15 protein-coding genes and 1 pseudogene are annotated in these 19052 nt (G+C 74.7%); 7 read left to right on the top strand and 9 right to left on the bottom strand.

What is annotated here, in order from left to right; translation table 11 throughout:
* The first annotated feature begins 223 nt into the window (after positions 1–223).
* The 6 genes and pseudogenes from OG714_RS00910 to OG714_RS00885 all read left to right on the top strand — a co-directional run bounded on the left by OG714_RS00910 (position 224) and on the right by OG714_RS00885 (position 8576).
* On the top strand, positions 224–976 hold the full coding sequence (locus OG714_RS00910) for a thioesterase II family protein (RefSeq protein WP_406117821.1): 753 nt from the start codon (positions 224–226) through the stop codon (positions 974–976).
* A 113-nt stretch (positions 977–1089) separates the two neighbouring features.
* Positions 1090–2085: an aromatase/cyclase gene (locus tag OG714_RS00905; RefSeq protein WP_406117820.1), complete on the top strand. Its 996-nt coding sequence runs from the start codon at positions 1090–1092 to the stop codon at positions 2083–2085.
* A 589-nt stretch (positions 2086–2674) separates the two neighbouring features.
* Positions 2675–7291, top strand: coding sequence for a condensation domain-containing protein (locus tag OG714_RS00900; protein ID WP_406117818.1), 4617 nt, complete (start codon positions 2675–2677; stop codon positions 7289–7291).
* A 471-nt stretch (positions 7292–7762) separates the two neighbouring features.
* A pseudogene (locus OG714_RS00895) lies at positions 7763–7888 on the top strand (methionine adenosyltransferase); the annotation flags it as partial.
* Between the two features lie 126 nt (positions 7889–8014).
* A complete protein-coding gene (locus tag OG714_RS00890; protein WP_406117816.1) occupies positions 8015–8185 on the top strand; it encodes a hypothetical protein in 171 nt (56 codons plus the stop codon).
* Between the two features lie 106 nt (positions 8186–8291).
* The gene (locus OG714_RS00885) at positions 8292–8576 is read left to right on the top strand and encodes a DUF6059 family protein (RefSeq protein ID WP_406117815.1); all 285 of its coding nucleotides are present in this window, start codon (positions 8292–8294) and stop codon (positions 8574–8576) included.
* 110 nt (positions 8577–8686) lie between these two features.
* Here OG714_RS00885 and OG714_RS00880 read toward each other — a convergent pair whose 3' ends face one another.
* The 6 genes from OG714_RS00880 to mvaD all read right to left on the bottom strand — a co-directional run bounded on the left by OG714_RS00880 (position 8687) and on the right by mvaD (position 15696).
* Positions 8687–9700 (bottom strand): 3-oxoacyl-ACP synthase III family protein, encoded by a 1014-nt coding sequence (locus OG714_RS00880; RefSeq protein ID WP_406117814.1) that lies wholly within the window; start codon positions 9698–9700, stop codon positions 8687–8689.
* 132 nt (positions 9701–9832) lie between these two features.
* A complete protein-coding gene (locus tag OG714_RS00875; RefSeq protein WP_406117813.1) occupies positions 9833–11002 on the bottom strand; it encodes a hydroxymethylglutaryl-CoA synthase in 1170 nt (389 codons plus the stop codon).
* Between the two features lie 2 nt (positions 11003–11004).
* A complete protein-coding gene (locus OG714_RS00870; RefSeq protein ID WP_406117811.1) occupies positions 11005–12066 on the bottom strand; it encodes a hydroxymethylglutaryl-CoA reductase in 1062 nt (353 codons plus the stop codon).
* Complete coding sequence (gene fni, locus OG714_RS00865; RefSeq protein WP_406117810.1) at positions 12063–13154, bottom strand: type 2 isopentenyl-diphosphate Delta-isomerase; 1092 nt, start codon at positions 13152–13154, stop codon at positions 12063–12065. Before fni ends, OG714_RS00870 begins: the two co-directional genes overlap by 4 nt.
* Positions 13151–14674, bottom strand: coding sequence for a phosphomevalonate kinase (locus OG714_RS00860; protein WP_406117808.1), 1524 nt, complete (start codon positions 14672–14674; stop codon positions 13151–13153). Before OG714_RS00860 ends, fni begins: the two co-directional genes overlap by 4 nt.
* Positions 14671–15696 (bottom strand): diphosphomevalonate decarboxylase, encoded by a 1026-nt coding sequence (mvaD, locus tag OG714_RS00855; RefSeq protein WP_406131680.1) that lies wholly within the window; start codon positions 15694–15696, stop codon positions 14671–14673. Before mvaD ends, OG714_RS00860 begins: the two co-directional genes overlap by 4 nt.
* A 179-nt stretch (positions 15697–15875) precedes the next feature.
* On the opposite strand from mvaD, the gene OG714_RS00850 reads away from it, so the two are divergent.
* Complete coding sequence (locus OG714_RS00850; protein WP_406117807.1) at positions 15876–16271, top strand: transposase; 396 nt, start codon at positions 15876–15878, stop codon at positions 16269–16271.
* Here the strand turns inward: OG714_RS00850 and mvk are convergent.
* The 3 genes from mvk to OG714_RS00835 form a co-directional block, all read right to left on the bottom strand.
* Positions 16268–17266 (bottom strand): mevalonate kinase, encoded by a 999-nt coding sequence (mvk, locus tag OG714_RS00845; protein WP_406117805.1) that lies wholly within the window; start codon positions 17264–17266, stop codon positions 16268–16270. The two genes, OG714_RS00850 and mvk, sit on opposite strands and share 4 nt — an antisense overlap.
* A gap of 636 nt (positions 17267–17902) precedes the next feature.
* Positions 17903–18088, bottom strand: coding sequence for a hypothetical protein (locus OG714_RS00840; RefSeq protein ID WP_200690554.1), 186 nt, complete (start codon positions 18086–18088; stop codon positions 17903–17905).
* A complete protein-coding gene (locus OG714_RS00835) occupies positions 18085–18654 on the bottom strand; it encodes a hypothetical protein (RefSeq protein WP_406117804.1) in 570 nt (189 codons plus the stop codon). The genes OG714_RS00840 and OG714_RS00835 overlap by 4 nt, the downstream gene beginning before the upstream one ends.
* Positions 18655–19052 lie beyond the last annotated feature (398 nt).

The following is a 19052-nucleotide window of genomic DNA, read 5'->3' as shown; positions in this document are numbered from 1 at the left end:
GAAGTCAACAAATCCCGTGCCGTGGCGGCCGCTTGAGGCCCTGCGGCGGCGTCCGGACACGCAACACCCCGCCCCCGGGGCCCTGTTGGATGCACCCCGGCGTGGTCTCCGCCGGTACTGGGGCCGTTCTCGAGTGGGGTTCGAGGCGGTGTGGCGATGCTCGGATTCCGCCCCGTCGCCGCGTCGGCCTGTGGTGGGGGGAGCGGACACACGGGAGGTTGCCATGCCGGACGAACAGCCAGTGCGGCTGCACTGTTTCGCACACTCCGCCGAGGGCGTCTCCGTCTTCGACCACTGGGCCGCGAGCGTGGGACCCGGTGTGCGGCCGCTGCCGGTCCTCCTGCCGGGCTGTGCCCCGCGGCGCGGCGAGCCCAGGGTGAGCACGCACCGGGCGCTGCTCGCCGAGGTGCTGCCAAGGTTCGGCGGCCCGCAGCCGGGTCCCTTCGTCCTGTACGGGCACGGGTTCGGCGCGATGATCGCGCTCACCGTCACCCGCGCCCTGCACGAGGCGGGCCTGCCGGGCCCGGCGCTGCTGGCGGTGGGCGCCTGGCCGCCGCCGCGGCTGCCGGCCGGGCTGCCCGACGCCCGGCGGGCCACGGACGCCGAACTGCTGCACGTCCTGGGCGGCCGCGGCGCGGTGCCGGCCGGCAGCGACGAGGGGATCTGGCTGCGGGCCGTCCTGCCGGTGCTGCGCGCCGACCTGGCGCTGGCCCAGTCCCTGCACGAGGCGGCCCGCCTGCCCTCCGCGCAGGGCCCGCTGAGCACCCCGGTCCTCGTCGTCGCCTCGCAGGACAACCCGCTGGCCGCGCCCCGGGCGGGGGAGGGCTGGCAGCGGTGGACCCGCGGCCCCGTCCGCTCCCGTACCGTCCCGGGCCGGCACTTCTTCGTCCGCGGCGGCCGTGAACTGCCCCGGCTGCTGGGCCGGGCCTGCCGCGTCGTACGCCGCCTCACCCCCGAACCCGCACCCGTCGGCTGACCCACCGGCCCGCCCCCCCCGCGGCGTACTGCGGCGTACCGCGATGTACCGCGGCGTACAGACGTGAGACGTGAAGAGAAAAAAGAACAAGGAAGAGAAGAGAGGTGTCCGGGATGGCTGGTGAGCGGGACGGCGGGGCGGTCCACCGCATACAGGTGGCCGCACCCGCCGGTGTGGTCTACGCCGTGTTGGCCGATGCGGCGCAGCTGCCGCTCTACTTCGCCCCGAGCATCCACGTCGAGCGCCTGGACTTCGACGGCGGGCGCGAACGCCTGCGGATGTGGTTCCTGGTGGGCGGCCGGCTGCAGTCGTGGACCTCGTGGCGCTGTCTGGACCCGGTGGAGCGCCGTATCGAGGTCCGCCCGGAGGCCCCCGGTTCCCCGCTGGAGTCGATGCGCGGCGTGGTCAGCATCCGCGACCGCGGCCCGCACGCCAGCGAACTGGAACTGCGCTACGGCTTCGGCGCCCGCGAGGGCGCGCCCGCCGGCGGCCTGTGGCCGGGGCGGCTCGCCGACCTGAACATCCGGCTCCAGCTCACCCAGCTGAAACGGTTCGCCGAACGGTGGAGCCGCCTCGACGACCTGGTGCTGTCCTGCGAGGACTCCATCCGCATCGAGGGCCCCGCCGAGTTGGCCTACGACTTCCTCTACCGGGCCGGGGACTGGCCCGGGCACGTCGCGCACATCAGCGGGGCCCACGTGAGCGAGGAGGCGCCCGGCATCCAGCGCCTGACCCTGCGCACCCCGGCCGGCGACGGCGTGCACACCAGCGAGTCGGTACGGATCTGCTTCCCGCACGCGGGCCGCATCGTCCACAAGCAGACCACGCCGTCCCCGCTGCTGACGGCCCACACCGGCGAGTGGTCCCTCACCGAGGACGAGCGGGGGGCGACCCTCACCTCGCGGCAGACCGTCGTGCTGTGCGAGGAGGACATCCCCGCGGTGCTGGGCGACGGCGCGAGTCTCGCCGACGCCCGCCGGCAGGTACGGGCGGCGCTCGGCCGCGACTGCCGGGCCCTGCTCACCCTGGCCGGCCGGCACGCGGCCGGCGCCGTCCGCATGCTGGTGCCCCCGACCCGTCCTGTCCCTCCCGTCCGCCTCGTCCGCTAGAGAACGCCTCGAGCCGGCCCCCGGTCCGCGACAGCGCGCCGCCGGGCGCCGGTATCGTGACGCCCGCCCGCCCGGCATACGGTCGGCCGTTGCAACCGGCCGGCGGTCACGGCCGGTGTCGTGTCCCGCCCGGCACGGACACGGTCCGACCCTCTGCGCCACCACCCCCTGCCGCCCCTGCCGCGTTCCGTACGCCGCCCGGCGGTCCGCCGTTCTCGGGACCTGCTCGCACCCCGCTGCACATCCGCTCGGGTAAACGGACTCCGGGCGCGCAGGGCCATTAACGTGCTGATCTCGACCGTTGTGGACGCAGGCAGGCCAGGAGGCCGTCATGGCAGAGAGGCAGTACGGCCCCCCGGACCGGCCCCCGTGCGCCCGGCCCCCCACCGCCCCCACCGCCCGCGTCACAGCCGCCGCCGAAGCCGGGAACCCGCCGGGTCCGGACCTGCCGGATCCGCCGGACCTGCCGGGTCCGTGTGCGGCGGGTGAGCCGGCCGGGGGGAGTCCCGCAGGTCCGTCCCGCGCCCGCAGAGAGGAGACAGAGGGGATCCGGCCTCCCGTAGCGGCCCGCACGCCCCCGGACACCGCCATGACTGCCAACCGCTTCCCGAACGCGCCGACCGTGGTGGTCCTGGGCCCCGGCCCCGGCCTCCCCGCCCGCACCGCGCCGTGGGACCTCGACCTGCGCGGACCGCTCGATCCCGCCGCGCTGCACCGCCTCCTGGACCAGACCGCCCCCGCCGGCGGGCAGCGTCCGGGCAGCACCGGGCACCACCGGCTGCTGCGGCACGCCCCCGACCACCACACCCTGCGCTGCACGGCGACCGCGGACACCCCCGCCTTCGCCGTCGCGGGCCGCATCGCCGACCTGCTCACCGCGCAGGCGGCGTACGGCCACCCGCTCACCCCCGCCCAGCGTGCGCTGCTCACCCGGGCCGGCGCCGCCCGCGGCTACCGGGCGATGTTCCTCGAAACGGCCGCCGGGACGGACACGGAAACGGTGCGCCGCGCCCTGCACACCGTCGTCGCCGCCCACCCGCACCTGTGCCTCCGCCTCGACACCGCGACCGGCCACCTGAGCGGCCCGCCCGTCCCGGCCGGCCAGGACCTGCTGACCGAGGGGCGGTTCACCGACGAGAGCGGCTTCACCGAGGCCGTCACCGCACTGGCCCGCACCCTCGACCCACCCGGCGGCATCCACCTCCGGGCCCTCCTCGCCCGCGACCACCGCCCCTCCCACCCCCACACCGACCGCCTCACCCTCCTCACCCACGAACTCACCGCGGACACCGCCGCCTGGCAAACCCTCCTCACCGACCTGACCAGTGCCCTCGGCCCGACGGCCATCGCCGGTCCGGCTGCGGTCCCTTCCCCGGCCACGGTGCCGGGTCCGGCCGCAGGTCTTTCCCCGGCTACGGTCTCCGGTTCGGCTGGGGTCTCCGGTTCAGCTGAGGCTGTCGGTTCGGCTGCGGTTCTTTCCTCGGCTACGGCGCCGGATCCGGCCGTGGGCTTTTCCCCGGCCGCAGTCGCCGGCTCGGCTGAGGCTGTCGGTCCGGCTGAGGATTCTTCCTCGGCCAAGGTGCCCGGTCCGGCTGAGGTACCCGGCTCGGCCACGGCCTCCTCCTCGGCGGCAGACCCGGCCACGATCCTCGGCTCTGCGGACTTCCCCTCGGCCGCGGCGCCGGGTGCGGCCACGGTTCTCCCCTCGGCCGCGGTCCGCACCGCGGTACGGGCGCAGTGTGCGGGCGACGGCGTGGCCGACTGGGTCGCGGGCCTGCGCGAGTTGGCCCGCGACCCCGCCGAGGCCCGTCACTGGAGCCTGATCGCCGAGCGCAGGTCCCGCCCGGCCGCCTCCCGCCCCGTCGCCGGGCGGCCCCGGCCGAGCTGGACGGCCGACGCCACCGCGCCACCCGGCACCGCCCCGCTGCCGGCCTCGGGGACCCTCACCCCGGGAGCCGGACCGGGCGTCGCTCCGGACACCACCCCGGCCATCACCCCGGGCACTGCCTCGGAAACCGGGCCGGACACCGCCGCCCCGCTCCCCACCCCGGAAACTGGACCGGACCCCGCCCTGCCGCCTGCCCCGGAGACCGGACCGGGCACTGCCTCGGGCCCCGCGCCGTTGCCCACACCGGACCCCACACCGGAAACACCCCCGCCCCCCGCCCCGGACCCGGTGCAGCGCACCGCCTTCGCCCTGGACGAGGAGCGGACCGAGCGGATCACCCAGCACCTGGCCCGGCGTCTCGCGCTCACCGCTGAGCAGGTGCTGACCGGTGTGTTCGCGCTGGCGCTGGCCCGCTGGCAGCACACGGACGAGGTCGGGTTCGACGTCTGCAGCGATCCCCGGAGCGGTCACCCGGGCCTGCGCCGCCACGTCGGCCGGCTCACCGATGTGCACCCGGTCCAGCTCACCCTGGATCCCGGCCCCGACGCCCTGGGCCAACTGGCCGCCGCGGCAGGCTTCCTGGCCGCCGGCGCCGGCCGGGCCGCGGGCGGCGCCGGCTTCGGGGCCTGCCGTGAGTTCAGCCCCGACCCGCTGCTGCGCGCCACCCTGCGCGAACTGCCGCCCGCCCCCGCCTGCCTGATCCTGCACGCCCCGGACGAAGCACCGCCCGCCCCGGCCCACCCCGTCCCCGGCATACCGGAACACCGCACCCACCGCCTCCACGCGCACGCGCGGATCACCGCCGGCCGACTGCACCTCACCCTCGACCAGCTGCCCGACCGGCCCACCACCCCCGCCCCGGTGACCCCCGGTCCCACCACTCCCTCGGCGTTCGACGGCCTCCCCGGCTCCCCAGGCACCGACGACCTCACCACTCCTTCGGTATCCGCAGGCGCTGCCGAGAGCCCGGCGTCAGCCGCCCCGGTGACCACTGGCCGTGCCACCCCCTCGGCGACCGACGGCCTTCCCGACGCCCCGGACACCGACGACCTCACCACCCCGTCCGTGACCACCGGCGTCACCGAGACCTCGACGTCCACCGCCCTCACCGGCCCCCCGGCAACCCCCGCCCTCCCCGCTCCCGAGACACCCCCCACGCCCACCTCCACCCCCACGCCAACAACCCTCGCCCCCTTGCTGCGGGACGTACTGGAAGAACTGGCCGACGCCGCCACCGCCCCGGTCCCGGCCGCGTTCGCGCCCACCGCGCAGCAGGTGGCCCTCTACACCGGGGGCGACGCACAGCCCGGTACCGGCCGGCATGTCGAGCAGCTCGTGTGGGTGTGGCACGGGCCGCTGGACACCGAGCGGTTCGGGGCCGCCTGGCAGTCGGTCTTCGACTGCGAGGCGGTGCTGCGCACGGCGTTCACCGGGACGAGCCCGCCGCAGCTGATCGTGCACGGCCGGGTCACCCCGGACATCACCCACCGGATCCCCTCCGGCGGGGACTGGGCCCCGTTCCTGGAACGGGACCGGCTGCGCGGCTTCGACCTGCGCTGCCCCGGCGCGCTGCGCCTGACCCTGCTGGAGCCGGAACAGGCCCCGCCCGCCACCGCCGGCACGCCCACCCGGATCGTGCTCACCTACCACCGGGCCCTGCTCGACACCTGGTCCGCGCACCTCCTGCTGCGCACCTTCTACCGGGCCTACCTCGCCGGCGGCACCCTGCCCGGCGGCGAACGCCGCCCCGACCTGCGCGACTACACCGCCTGGATCGCCGCCCAGGACCCGCGGCCCGCCCGCGCCCTGTGGGCGCGCTTCACCCCGCCCGGCGCCGCCGCCGCGGCCTCCCGGCCGGGCCGCCCGGGCGAGGCCACCGGCCTGAGCGGGGTCGGCCGGGCCCGGCTGCGCCTGGACCCCGCGGAAACCGTCCGCCTCGCCCGCTGGGCCGGCACCTGGGGCACCGCGGAGAGCAGCGTGCTGCAGGCCGTCTGGGCGATGCTGATCTACCGCGCGTCCGGCGCCACCGGACCGGCCCCGGTGTGTTTCGCGGTGACCGTCCCGGGCCGGGGCATCGCGCTGGACGGCGCGGCCTGGCTGCCGGGCCCGCTGCGCAACCTGCTGCCGATGTCCATCGAGGTCGACCCCGCCGACACGGTGCCCCGTCTGCTGCGCCATCTGCGTGACCGCGCCCTGGACATGGCCGCCTACGAATGGCTGCCCGCCGACCCGCCCCCCACCCCTGCCCCCACCCACCCCCAGGCCCCCCAGGCCCGGGCGCATGCCGGGGCGGACGCCGACCGCGCCGAGACCGTCCTGGTCTTCGAGGACCCGCCGCACCCGGTGCACGGCCTGGAGAACGAACTGGCCGCCCACGGCATCCGGGCCGAGTTCCCCGGCACCGTGCCCGCCCGCTCCGTCCTGCCCCTGGCCCTGCTCGCCCACCACGACAGCACCGGCGGCCTCATCCTCACCGGTGTCCACGACCGCGCCCTCCTCGACGAGGCCGCCGCCGCCGAACTGCTGGTCCAAAGCGCCCTGCTGCTACGCGAACTCCCCCTGGGAGCAGACGAGTCCACCACCGTCGCCCAGGTCCTGAAACTCCTCGAGGGCCGCGCCGTACCCCCCATGGCCGACGACACCCCCAAGGCCGACACCCCCACCACCGGCCCGACCACCGATCGCCCCGGCCCGACCACCGATCGCCCCGCCCCGACCACCGATCGCCCCGCCCCGACCACCGGCCTGCCCGCCCCGATCACCGGTCTGCCCGGCCCGATCACCGGTCTGCCCGGCCCGACCACCGTCACCGGCTCGGCCACCGGTCCCATCGGCCCGACCACCGGTCCAGCCGATCCCCCCGGACCGCCGGCCGCCCCCGACCCGGCCACCACCCCCGCCCCAGATCCCGCCGCCGATCCCGTCGGCCCGGGCACTCCGCTGACCCTCCTGCGCGCGGCCCGTCACCAACAGGCGGGCACCATCTGCCTCGTCCCGCCCCCCGGCGCACCGCCCACCTGCTACGACCTGCTGCCCCCCGCCTATCCCGGCCCCCAGGAACTGCTGCTCCTCAACACCTCCGCCAACCCCGACGCCGGCAGTGCCTCCGCCGCCCTGGCCGCCCGCACCGCCGGCCGGCCCCTGCTGCTCGCCGGGTTCTCCGGAGCCGGCGCGGTGGCCTGCGACCTCGCCCGGCGCCTGGCCGTCGCCGGCCGCCGCCCGCCCCGGGTGGTCCTCACCCCCGCCCCGCCCGGCGAACGGGAACGCGCCCGCGTCCTGGCCCGGGCCCTCCAGAACGCCACCGCACCGCCCCCGTGAGCGCCACCGCACCCACCCCCCCGACCGGGTCGCACCCCCCCCGATCGAAGCCGTACACCCCTGACCGGGGTCGCATGCCCCCTGACCGCAGCCGCACCACCACCCCTGGCCGGACAGGGGCAGGAGCAGGACACCACCACACCGGCTCCTGTCCCTGGGGCCGCCCGCCTCCCGGGGATTGGGGCCGCACCACTCCCTGACCCGGAGCCCGCTCCACCCCCCTGGCCGGGAGCCGCTCCACTCCTCTTCCGCCGGGCTTCGACCCCGCCTCGTCCGCGGCCGGGGACCGTGGCGGTGGCAGGGGTGATCCGGCCCGGCTGCCGACGCCGGCCGCGCCCCCAGGCCGCAAGCTTCTGGAGAGCCATGTCCCGTCGTCTGTCCGCCTCGGAGTCCGTGGCCCAAGGTCACTCCGACAAGATTGCCAGCCGGATCAGCGACACCGTCCTGGACGCCCTGCCGCGCCGGGACCGCCTCGCCCTGCTGCGCCCTGTCTGCGCGCAGACCGCCGCCTGCGGCCGCTTCGGCCGTGAACTGCCCGACTTCACCGGGGAGCGCACCGACCGTGTCCGGCACCTGAGGGCTGCCGCCGGTCCGTGAACCCCCGCCCCCGCCCCCGCCCCGGCGCCTGCCGCCAGGACGACGGCAGGCGCAGCGGGGCCGGGGGATTCCTTGCACGCCGGAGCGCCATCCGCTCCTGACCCGCACCGAGCAGAGGAGGACGCGATGTACGACATCACCGAGGTGGACAGCAGGCCGTCCCAGGACGCGGCGGACGCCCCCCTGCCTCCGCACCCGCCCTTGCCGTTGTCCCTGTCCTGTACGCCGCCGCTGCTGCTGGCGGGGATCGACGAGGAGGAGTGGGGGGAGCCGCACGTGGTGCGCGGTATCGACTGACACACCGTCCCGCCGCAACCCCGCCCGTGCCGTTCTCGAGCCGTCCGCGAGCCGCTCTTGGCAGCCTGCGTAGGAAGGAGACGGCGACGGCACGGAGGGGGCGGACATGGGACGGGTGCTGCGGGGCGGCCGGCGGGCGCTGGCGGACTATGTCGTACGGCGGCTGTGGTTGTCCCTGGTGGCCTTCGGCTCCTCCTACGAGCCGTTCGCCCAGCAGGTGGCCGGGCAGCGGGAGCGGCAGGTGCCGCAGCGTCCCGGCGGGCCGCCGCCGGCCCATCCCGAGCGGGTGCGTGAGGATGTCGCGCTGTCCGAGCAGGAGAGGCGGATCCTGCGGCAGCTGTGGCCGGCGGGGTATGCCGGGCACCGGGCCCCCGACGGAGACGGCGGCTGAGGCTGGGGCTGAGGCACGGGCGGCGGGGGAGCAGGTGATGGGGGAGCGGGTGAGGGGCGGCCGGTGGCCGCCCCCCTTTTTTTCTGTTCAGCACTCGGCCTTTTTTCTGTTCACCACTCGACGAGGGCGAAGCTGGCGGACATGCCGCCGCCGAAGCCGGCCAGCAGGACCAGTTCGCCGGGGCGGATGTCGCCGGCGCGGACGGCCGCGTCCAGGGTGATGGGGATGGAGGCGGCGCCGGTGTTGCCGTAGTGGGTCACGGTGCGGTGCATGACCGCGTGGGGGAGGGCGAGGTGGGTGAAGACGTCGTCGAGCATGACGCCGTTGGCCTGGTGGGGGACGATGTGGTGGACGTCGGCGGGCTCGACGCCGGCCTCGTGGAGGAACGCCTTGGTCAGCTGGGGGAGTTGGTCCACGACGAAGTCGCGTACGGCGCGGCCCTCCATCGTGAAGTAGTGCAGTCCGGTGTCCAGGGCGGCCGCGTCGAGGGGCCGGCGGCTGCCGCCGGCGGGGACCTGGATGAGGCCGGTGAGTTCGCCGAAGGTGTGCAGGGCGACGTGGCGGACGACGGGGCCGCGGTCGGCGGGGCCCAGCACCATGGCGCCGGCGCCGTCGCCGAACAGGACGACGGTCCTGCGGTCGGCGGGGTCCAGGATGCGTGAGTAGACGTCGGCGCCGATGACCAGGGCGTGGCCGCCGCGGCGCAGGATGACGCTGCCGACCGCGGAGAGCGCGAACACGGTGCCCGAACACACGGCGTTGACGTCGAAGGCGGCGGTGCCCGAGGCGCCGAGGTTGTGCTGGACGTAGGCCGCGGTCGGCGGCTGGGGGTGGTCGGGGGTGGAGGTGGCGACGGCGATCACGGACAGCTGCTCGGCGGTGATGCCGGCCGCCGCCATCGCGGCCCGGGCGGCGGCGGTGGCCAGGTCGGAGGTGGCCTGGGCGGGGCCGGCCCAGCGGCGTTCGCGGATCGCGGTCTTGCGGGTGATCCAGGCGTCGTCGACCCCGGCCGGTGCGCCGGCCTCGTCGTTGGAGACGATCCGCTCGGGCACGTAGGCGCCGGTGCCGAGGATCCTGACGTCCCTGATGGGGCTGCCTGTACCGAGGATCGTCGCGTCGTCCATGCGGCTGCCCTCCCCTTCGCATGGTGCGTGAATGGATGAATGGCGGGTGCGGACGGCCCGTGCGCGGTGGCGGGGCCGTCCGCACCCGCAGAAGTGCTCTCGGAGTGCTCTCGGAGTGCTCGCGGGGGTGTGTCAGCGGGTGGTGTAGAGGCGTTTGTGGCCGCTGATGCCGGCCAGCCGGTAGGGGCCGGTGGTCTGGGCGGGGGTGGCGTGGTCGCCGCCGTCGGCGGGCAGCCGGTGTTCGTGCAGGGCGCGGTAGCCGGCGTAGTCGACCTCGGTGCGCCGGGTGATGGCCTCGCGGTGGGCGGCGGTGCGCAGATGGTCTTGGTAGCCGGCGACGACGGTGCCGGCGAAGAACTCCGCCACGCTTCCGGAGCCGTAGCTGAGGAAGCCGATGTTCTGGCCGGTGAGGTCGTCGGCCTGGTCCAGGAGGGCGGCCAGGGCGAGGTAGAGGGAGGCGGTGTAGCTGTTGCCGATGACCCGGTTGTAGGCGGTGGTGTGGCCCAGGGCGGCGGTGACGGCGGTGGGGTCGGTGTCGCGGCCGCAGTAGTTGAGGAGGTGGCGGTGGGCCTTGTGGGCCATCTTGGTGAAGGGCTGGTGGTAGCAGAACGCGGCGAACTCCTCCAGGGTGCGGCCGCCCTGCTCGGTGTAGTCCTTCCAGGTGCCCTCGACGGCCTGCAGGTAGGCGCCGACCGATTCCTGCCCGTCGACCAGGGCGGTGTCGCGGTAGTTGGGCCGCCAGAAGTCCATGACGTCGGCGGTGAACACGCCCGAGGGGTCCTCGATGCGCACCAGCGCCGGGTTCACGCCGACGAGCATGGCGACCGCGGCGGCGCCCTGGGTGGCCTCGCCGGGGCTGTCGAGGTCGTAGCGGGAGACGTCGCTGGCGATGACGAGGACCTGCTGGGCGGGGTCGCGGCGGACCAGGCCGACGGCGAACTGCAGGGCGGCGGTCGCGCCGTAGCAGGCCTGTTTGAGTTCGACGACGCGGGTGGCGGAGGGCAGGCCGATGAGGGAGTGGACGTAGACGCCGGCCGCCTTGGCCTGGTCGATGGAGGACTCGGTGGCCAGGATCAGGGTGCGGATGCGGTCGCTGCCGTGGCGGGCGATCAGGGGGGCGGCGGCGGTGGCGGCGAGGGTGACGATGTCCTCGTCGGCGGCGGTCACGCTCATCGACTCCTGGCCGATGCCGACGTGGTACTTGCCGATGTCGGCGCCGTTGTGGGCGGCGAGCGCGGTGTGCGGCAGGACGAACTCGCCGGTGGCGAGGGACAGGTCGTGGATTCCGATGGACAGGGACATGGTCAGGCACCAACCTTTGCGGTCTTCGGGTCGCGTTCCAGCTGGACGTGTGCGCGCATCAGTTCGCCGGGGTTGGTCTGCGCGGCGAGCAGGGACAGCTCCCCGCACAGCACGCTCGCGGCGGCGATGACGGCCAGGCGGCGGGCGTTCTCGCCGGGCGCCCGCTGCTCGCGGCAGCCCAGGCGGGTCAGGTTCGTCTCCACGAAGCCCAGGCCCTTGCCGTTGCCGACGGTGCCGACGATCAGGTTGGGCAGGGTGCAGGCGAAGTAGAGGTCGCCGTCGCGGTCCTCGGCCATCGTCACGCCCTGCGAGCCCTCGACGATGTTGGCGGCGTCCTGGCCGGTGGCCAGGTAGAAGCCCAGCAGCATGTTCGCGTAGTGGGCGTTGGCCGAGCGCACCCCGCCGGCCAGCAGGGTGCCCAGCAGGTTCTTGCGCACGTTGAGTTGGGCGATCTTCGCGGCGGTGGTGTGCAGGACGTCGTGCACCACCTGGCGCGGGACGAGGAGTTCGGTGACGACGTTCTTGCCGCGGCCCAGGATGCCGTTGATGGCGGTGGCCTTCTTGTCGGTGCAGTAGTTCCCGGAGATCGAGCCGTAGGAGATGCCGGGAACCGTCGCCAGGAGGTGGGCCAGCAGGGCGTCGGAGGCGAGGGTGGCCATGTTGTGGCCCGAGGCGTCGCCGGTGGAGAACTCGAAGCGCAGAAACAGCAGGTTGGCGTTGATCTCGTGCCGCACGCCGAGGAGGCGGGCGTAGCGGCTGCAGCCGCGCACCACCTCCCGCAGCTCCTCGATCCGCGCCTCCACGCTCCGTGCGGCGCTGTACGCGGCCTGCGCGTCGGTCGCCTCGACCAGGACGGAGCGGGTCATCCGCTCGTCCACCAGGGTGGCGACGATGCCGTCCTCGACCAGCATGGAGACCTTCGCGCCGCGGCCCACCGAGGGCCACAGCGGCGACTCGTAGGTGGCCAGCGGGATCCGGGTCTCGGTGCGGGCGACGTTCCCGGAGATGCGCAGGGGTCCCACCCAGCGCATCGGGACGCCGGCGGTGGCATGGGTGTCGGTCATCGGGTGCTTCCCGTCGTCGGGGCGCGCAGCGCGCCGGAACTGGAACGGCGGGCCAGGGTGCCCGTCTCGATGCCCCGGTCGGCGCAGAAGGCGCGCAGGGAGCCGTGGATCAGCAGGTCGCAGCGGGTCAGGGCGGCCGGGGTGGGGGCGCCGAGCATCGTCTGCAGGGCCGCCAACTGCTCCAGCCAGCGGGCGAGTTGGGCGGTCAGGGCGCCCACGCCGCCGTCCAGGAGGGTGCGCAGGAAGATCCCGGAGGCGCCGACCGCACGCGCCCCCAGCGCCAGCGCGCGGGCGGCGTCGAGCGGGCTGCGCACACCGCCGGAGGCCAGCAGCGGCATCCCGGTGTCCTGGGCGTCCAGCAGACAGGCGGGCGCGGACTGGCCCCAGCCGTGCAGGAAGGCGTACTCGCCCAGCGCGCGGCGGCCGTTCTCGATGCGCGCGAAGTCGGTGCCGCCGCGGCCGCTGACATCGGCCGCGGCCACCCCCAGCGTGCGCAGCAGCTGGACGCTCTGCCGGCTCAGCCCGTTGCCGACCTCCTTGACGATCACCGGAATGTCGACGGCCGCCGCGATCTTCTCGATCTGCCCCGGCCAGGAGGCGAAGGACCGGTCGCCCTCCGGCATCGCGGTCTCCTGCGCGGTGTTGACGTGGATCTGCAGCGCGTCGGCCCGCAGCAGCTCGATCGCCCGCCACACGTTGTCCACCGACGCCGTCGCGTTGACGTTGGCCAGGACGAACCCGTCCGGGTTCTCCTCGCGCAGCACCCGGAAGGTGCCCGCGCAGGAGGGGTCCTTGAAGTAGGCGTTCATCGACCCCGACGCGATCGGCACCCCGCTCTCGCGGGCGGCGGCGGCCAGGTCCCGGTTGATGGCACCGGTGCGGGCGCTGCCGCCGGTCATCGCGTTGACGTAGAGCGGCACCGGCCAGGACAGGCCGGCGAACGAGGTGGCCAGGGACACCTCCTGGCGGTCCAGGCCCGCCAGGGCGTGATGGACGAACGACACCTCGTCGAACTGGTTGGTCCCGCGCGGGCTGTCCTGCTGCTCGATGGCGAGCCGGACGTGGTCGTCCTTGCGTTGAGCACTCATGGCTGTGGGGTCCTTCCGGGCCGTCGCGCGGCGGGGTGCACGGGCAGGGCTTCCACCCCGGCCGCGCTCCACCGCCGCCGTACCTGACAGATGTGCCGGGACGCCGCCGCGTCCAGCAGGGCGATACCGCAGTCGCCGCCGCCCGCCCCGGACGGCTTGGCCGCGCCGCCGACGGCCTCGGCCGCCTCGCACAGCCGTGTCAGCCGGGGGGTGAAGATGCCCAGCCCGACCGCCTCGTCCAGCCGCGCCAACTCGACGCGGGCGGTGCGGATCTGCTCCAGCAGTCCGCCGTCGTCGCCGCGCTCCAGCGCGCGTACGGCCGCCTCCACCAGCCGGTTGCTGGCCTCGGTGTACCGGCCGCGCGCGGCACCGTCCTGCCGGCCGCGGCCGCGGCGGTGCAGGCCGGCCACCAGGGACGCGGTGGAGACGGGCTCCCCGGTCCAGCCGACCTCCAGCCGCAGCCCGGCCGGCGGCGGCAGCCGCCGCACCGCATGCCCCGGCCAGGGCGCGGCCAGCGTCCGCGTGATCCCCACCCGCCGGGCCAGGTCGAGGACGAAGGCCCGCTCCGGCGCCCGGTAGAGGATCCAGCCGCCCCAGGCACTGGCGGCCAGATCACCCCCCGAGCCCTTCGGATCGATCCGCGCACTCGCCAGCAGCGCCAGCCGGTAGCGCTCACCGGCCGACAGCCCGACCCCGCAGAACGCCGCCACGGCGTCCACCGCGGCCACGGTCACCGCACCGGAGGAACCCAGCCCGTACTTGCGCCCGCCCTCGTGCAGCCGGCTGCTCACCGACACCTTCAACGCCGGTACGCCCAGCCCGAGTTCGGCCAGCAGCGCACCCACCGTCTCGACGGCCGACACGACATGCGCGAGCGCGCCGCGCGCCCGCGCCCCGTCACCGGAACGGCCACCGGCGCCGGCGCCGGCGCCGTGGACGACGAGCCGCCCCTCCTGCCAGCGCCAGGCGACGGCTTGCGGGATGAGGTCACTGGAGATCACCACGTCGGGGCTGCCGGGGGCGGTGAGGTTGCGGGCTGTGCCGGGTTCGTCGAGTCCGTGCGGGGCGTGGGGTGCACCGGGACTGCTGGGTGCGCCGGGATTGTCGGGTGCGCTGAACTCGCTGGATCCGCCGGGTCCGTGAGGTCCACTGGGTGCGCCGGGTCCGCGAGGTCCGTCGGGGCTGCCGGGTCCGCTGGATCCGCCAGGTCCGCGAAGCCTGCGGGAGCCGCCGGGTGCGCCGGACTCGCCGGACTCGCCGGGTTCGCCGGGTTTGCCGGGCCCACCGAGCCCGCTGGATCCGCTGAGGCTGCCGAGTGAGCCGAGTGCGCTCGGTGCGCCGAGGCTGCCGGGTGCGCCGGTGACGGTGACGGTGATGTCGCGGTCGACCGCGACAAGGATCGCCGGGTTGCCCGGTTCCACCACCGCGTACTCGCCCGCGACGAACAGCTTGCCCGGCGCCCGCCGTACCACCGTGCGTCCCGCGGACACCGCCGTCGTCATTGCCGTCGGCGCGGTCATCGTCCGGCCCCGTCCGCCTCGTCGAGCAGACGGGCTCCGGGTCCCGGCCCGGCCACCAGCACCCGCGCCGCCGGTACGGCCTCGCCGACGGCGCCGGCCACCCGCCGCGCGTCCGCGCGCCGGCACAGCACCTTCACGTTCGGCCCGGCGTCCATCGTCGCGTAGGCCGCCACACCGTCCCGCCGCAACTCCAGCACCCGGTCCAGCACGGTGACGGTGGCCGGCGACAGATAGCGCACCGCGGGCCGCGCGGCCAGCATCGTCGCGTGCATGCCGAGCGCGTTGCGCTCCGCGATCTCACCCACCGCCTCCAGGTCACCGAGCGCCAGCGCCGCCCGCATGCCGGCCAGGTCGGCCCGGCTGGAGTCGGCCCAGGGCCGGTACAGCGGGGAGGTGTCCACGGTGCGGCGCATCGCCTCCCGGCTGGAGACCGTCTTGGCGCCCGCGTCGACCACGGCGACGACCAGCGCCGGGTCCATGCCCGCGGCGGGCACCGGCTCGGCGTAGGAGGCGGCGTCCGCCGCCGCGCCGGTGGCGCCGGGCGGTCCGGCGTGCCAGACGGCGAAGCCGCCGAACACCGACCGCGAGGCCGACCCCGACCCCCGGCGCGCCAGCCGGGACAGTCCCGTGGCGTCCAGCCCCAGCCCGTACGCGGCCGCGGCGGCCACGGCCAGCGCGGCGAACCCGCTGGCCGAGGACGCCAGCCCCGCCCCGGTGGGCACGGTGTTACGGCTGTCCACCACCGCCCGCCACGACAGACCGGCCCGCTCCCGCACCAGTTCCAGGAACGCGATGACGCGCCGCGCGGCCTCGCCCGTCGCGGGCACCCCGTCGAGGACCACCTTGTCGTGGCCGGCCGCGGCGTCCAGCCGGACGCGGGTGGTGGTCGGGAAGACGTCCAGCGTCATCGACAGACTGTCGCTCCAGGGCAGGATCAGCCGCTCGTCCCGCTTGCCCCAGTACTTGACCAGGGCGATGTTCGGATGCGCGACGGCGGTGACATCGGCGGCGTCCGCCTTCATCGGGCGCGGCACGGTCTGCGACAGCCGCGGCACCGTCTCAGGCAGGCTTGGCACAGTTGTCGGTGGTTCACGGCGCATGGCTGTCGAGCCCTTTCCGCTTGGTCTTGCGAGGAACCCCGGGCGTTCATGTCCGGGAGGAATTGCGTCCTTGGCCAGGTGACGCGGAGTGCCGCAGCGTCATGACGCTGCTCGGCCGCCGGCTCTTTCGTGCGGTCAAGGCGCCAGCGCACGGCCCTGCGTGTCATTGGTCCGGGCGAGCGGTGTACAAGGCCCGCCGGGCGGGAGTGCCGGTGGTGTACGTCGATCCGGCGTACACCTCCCGCACCTGCGCCGAGTGCGGTCACATCGGCAGAGCGAACCGGGTCTCCCAGGCCTGGTCCGCGTGCCGCAACTGCGGCGTCGTTGCGCATGCGGACCGCAACAGTTCCCGCAACATCCGCGTCCGCGCGTGGGAGTTGTGGCGACGCGGGGCCCCGTCAACGGCCCCTGCCCCGCCCCGAACAGCTCGGAGCGGGGCTGGACGCAAACGCGGCATCACACCCGGTGATGCCCGTTGTGCGAGCCCAGCGTCTTAGCGCTGGTCAGCGTTGACCGGTACGAGCCATGTCTGTACGGCGCCTGCCTCGTGCAGTCGCCGGGTGACCTCCCGGGCCCGCTGCGGCGGGGCCAGCGCGATCATGCAGCCGCCCAGACCACCGCCGGTGATCTTGGCGCCGAGACTGCCAGCCCCCAGCGCGGCCTGGACCAGCCGCTCGATGGAGCCGGTGCTCAGCCGGGCCGCCCGCAGCAGCGCGTGATAGTCCGTCATCCGCCGGCCCAGGTCACCGGCCCGGCCCTCGGCGAGCGCCGACAGGGCCTCCTCGGTCAGCTGCGAGGCCCGCCGCACGAACCGCGTCCGCGCCCCGGGCCGGCGTTCGAACCCGTCCCGCAGCAGCTCGACCGCCTCCCGGGTACTGCCCGGCTCCCCGCTGTCCGCGACGATGAACAGGCCGTCGCAGCCCAGCCTCAACTCCCGTGTCCGGCCCGCCCGGAACAGCAGCGGGCGCAGCGCGCCGACGGTCATGGCGTCGACACCGCTGGCCCTGCCGTGCGCCATGTTCTCGGCCGTCTGCACCAGGTCGAACGCCGTGGCCTCGTCCAGCTCCCGGCCGAAGAGGTCGGCCAGCGCGAACGCGATCGCCCGCGAACTGGCCGCGCTGGAACCCAGCCCCCGGCCGTGCGGGATCGCACCGTCGAGGATCACGTCCAGATGCGGCCGGCCGCTCACGCCCATCCGCGCCTTGAACTCTGCGGTCAGCCGGCGCAGACCGTCGGAGGCCTGCGTCACCATCGCCCGCGAGGGCGAACCGGTCACCGTGTAGGACAAGTCGCCCTGCCCGTCGCCGGGTTGGGAGGACCAGCCGGCACTGGCGGTGACCGTGAGCTGCGGGATCGGCAGGGCGAGCGCCGGAGCCCCGTAGACGACCGCGTGCTCGCCCAGCAGGATCGCCTTGGCGTGGGCGCGGCCGATGCCGACCGAGCGGGACCGGCGGCTGTCCGGCACCCCCTCCGCCGAGGTCGGTAGAGTCAACGCACTCAGCTCCCTATGTCAGTTGTGCATGGAGATGTCTGTTGTGCAGGGGGTCCGCGAGGGCGCGCGGCAGCAACTGCCGTACGCGACAGGGGACTTCACCGACTTCGCTGCTTCACCCGCGGCGCGGTGCCGGTGGCGGGGCACCGCGACAGCACCCGGGTGCGCCGGGCGGCGGAGCGGACGCGGTGGAAGAACGCCGGAAGAAACGGTGAAGGAAACCGCGAAAGAAAAAGTGCCGCGCGCCCGATGACGGGCGGCCGCGGCACGCGTCCCCTGCCGTCGCACGGCCTCGCGGCGGCTTTTGGGCAGGGGAGATGTAGGGAGATAGTGACACGGGGTCAGGCCCCCCGCCAACACCGCACCGAAGTGACGTGGGTCACTCGGATGGAGGGGCGGATCCGCAGCCCGCACAACCGCCGCAGCCGCGGCTGCCAGGGCAGTCGCGGCGGGCACATCGAGGGCTACGGGCGTACAGGGAAAGGGAATTGACATCACGTCAGGAGAGTCGGCGGGCTGAGAGCGGCGGAGCGGGGGAGTGGGAAAGTCGGTGGGCCGGGAGCCGGGAGCTGGTCGCCGGAGGTCGGAGGCCGGGCCGGTGTGGGGGTGGGCCGGGGTGCGAGGCCCGGGGTCCGGTCAGGGCCGTCGGTGCAGGGCGATCTCGGTGAGTTCCTCGATGTCGAACTCCGAGCGGCGGTTCGGGGCGCCGTAGCGGGTGATCTTCCCGCGGCTGACCCACTTGCGGATCGTCGCCTCGGACACGCCCACGGCGAGGGCGGCCACTTTGGTGGGGACGAGCCGGTGGCTCGGTGGCTTGATCATGCGCTGACGCCCTTCCGCTGCCGTTCCATGAGGGTGCGCAGCCCCAGCCACTCGCCCACGTCCCACGCGTGCCCCGAGGAACAGCGGATGCTGCCCCCCGAACCCGAACCGGCATCGTTACCGCCTCCTGCGCCGGTCGGGCCGCCTGTGCCGGTGGCGTGCTGGGGGAGGGCGCTGATCGTCCCCGGGCAGCCGTCCACGACGCAGTTGCGGATGAGGGCGTTGAGGGGATGGGGGTCGGGGTCGATGGTCCGGCGCAGTTCGCCGACCAGGGACTCGATCTCCTCGGCGAAGTCGTCGGCCGGGGGCTGGCCGGCGAGCCATTCCAGATGCCGGGTCAGAAACCGTGCCAGGGAGGGGACGGCACGCGGCGGAGTGGTGATTCCGCGTTTTTCCGCGACCATCGACGACCACGACTCGAGAAGGGTCTCGATGCTGTGGCGGGCGTCGAGGACGGTGATGTCCAGGTGGTCCCTCCTGCGGCTGCCGGAGACCTTGGTGGGATTCGTGCGCCGGCCCGTCAGGGACGCCTGGTGCAGGCATTCCTGGTGAAGGGCGGGAAGCACCCGCAGATGGTGCGCCGCCCTTCGCACGCACGGGGCGCAGAGGACGGACCCGGCGGCGGCGACGCTTTCCTGGGGGTGACTCCTGGGGCATGACTGGGAATTCATCGAAACTCCTCCACGAGGCGTCGGCGCCCCGCAACCGCTGTCCATAACTGTGCTTTTCCAGATATCCCGCATATCCCGCATGTCCCGCGAGCTCTCCCGGACCTGCCGTTTCCCCCGGACCTGCCGGCTCTTCCGGCTCTGTCGGTTCTTCCGGCTTTCCGGACCTGCGGGTTCTGCTGTCGGATATCCCGTGCCGATCGCGGCAGTTGACCCGGCGCTTTCGTCCGCCAAGGGCTGCTGCGCCGGCCTCTGACGGTTCCTTCCATTACCCGACGGGCGACTCGAGTCCCGAT

The sequence above is a fragment of the Streptomyces sp. NBC_00989 genome, assembly GCF_045162655.1.
In the GTDB taxonomy this organism is placed as follows: domain Bacteria; phylum Actinomycetota; class Actinomycetes; order Streptomycetales; family Streptomycetaceae; genus Streptomyces.
Note: the sequence above shows the minus strand (reverse complement) of the source record. Positions and strands in the feature narration are given on the sequence as shown.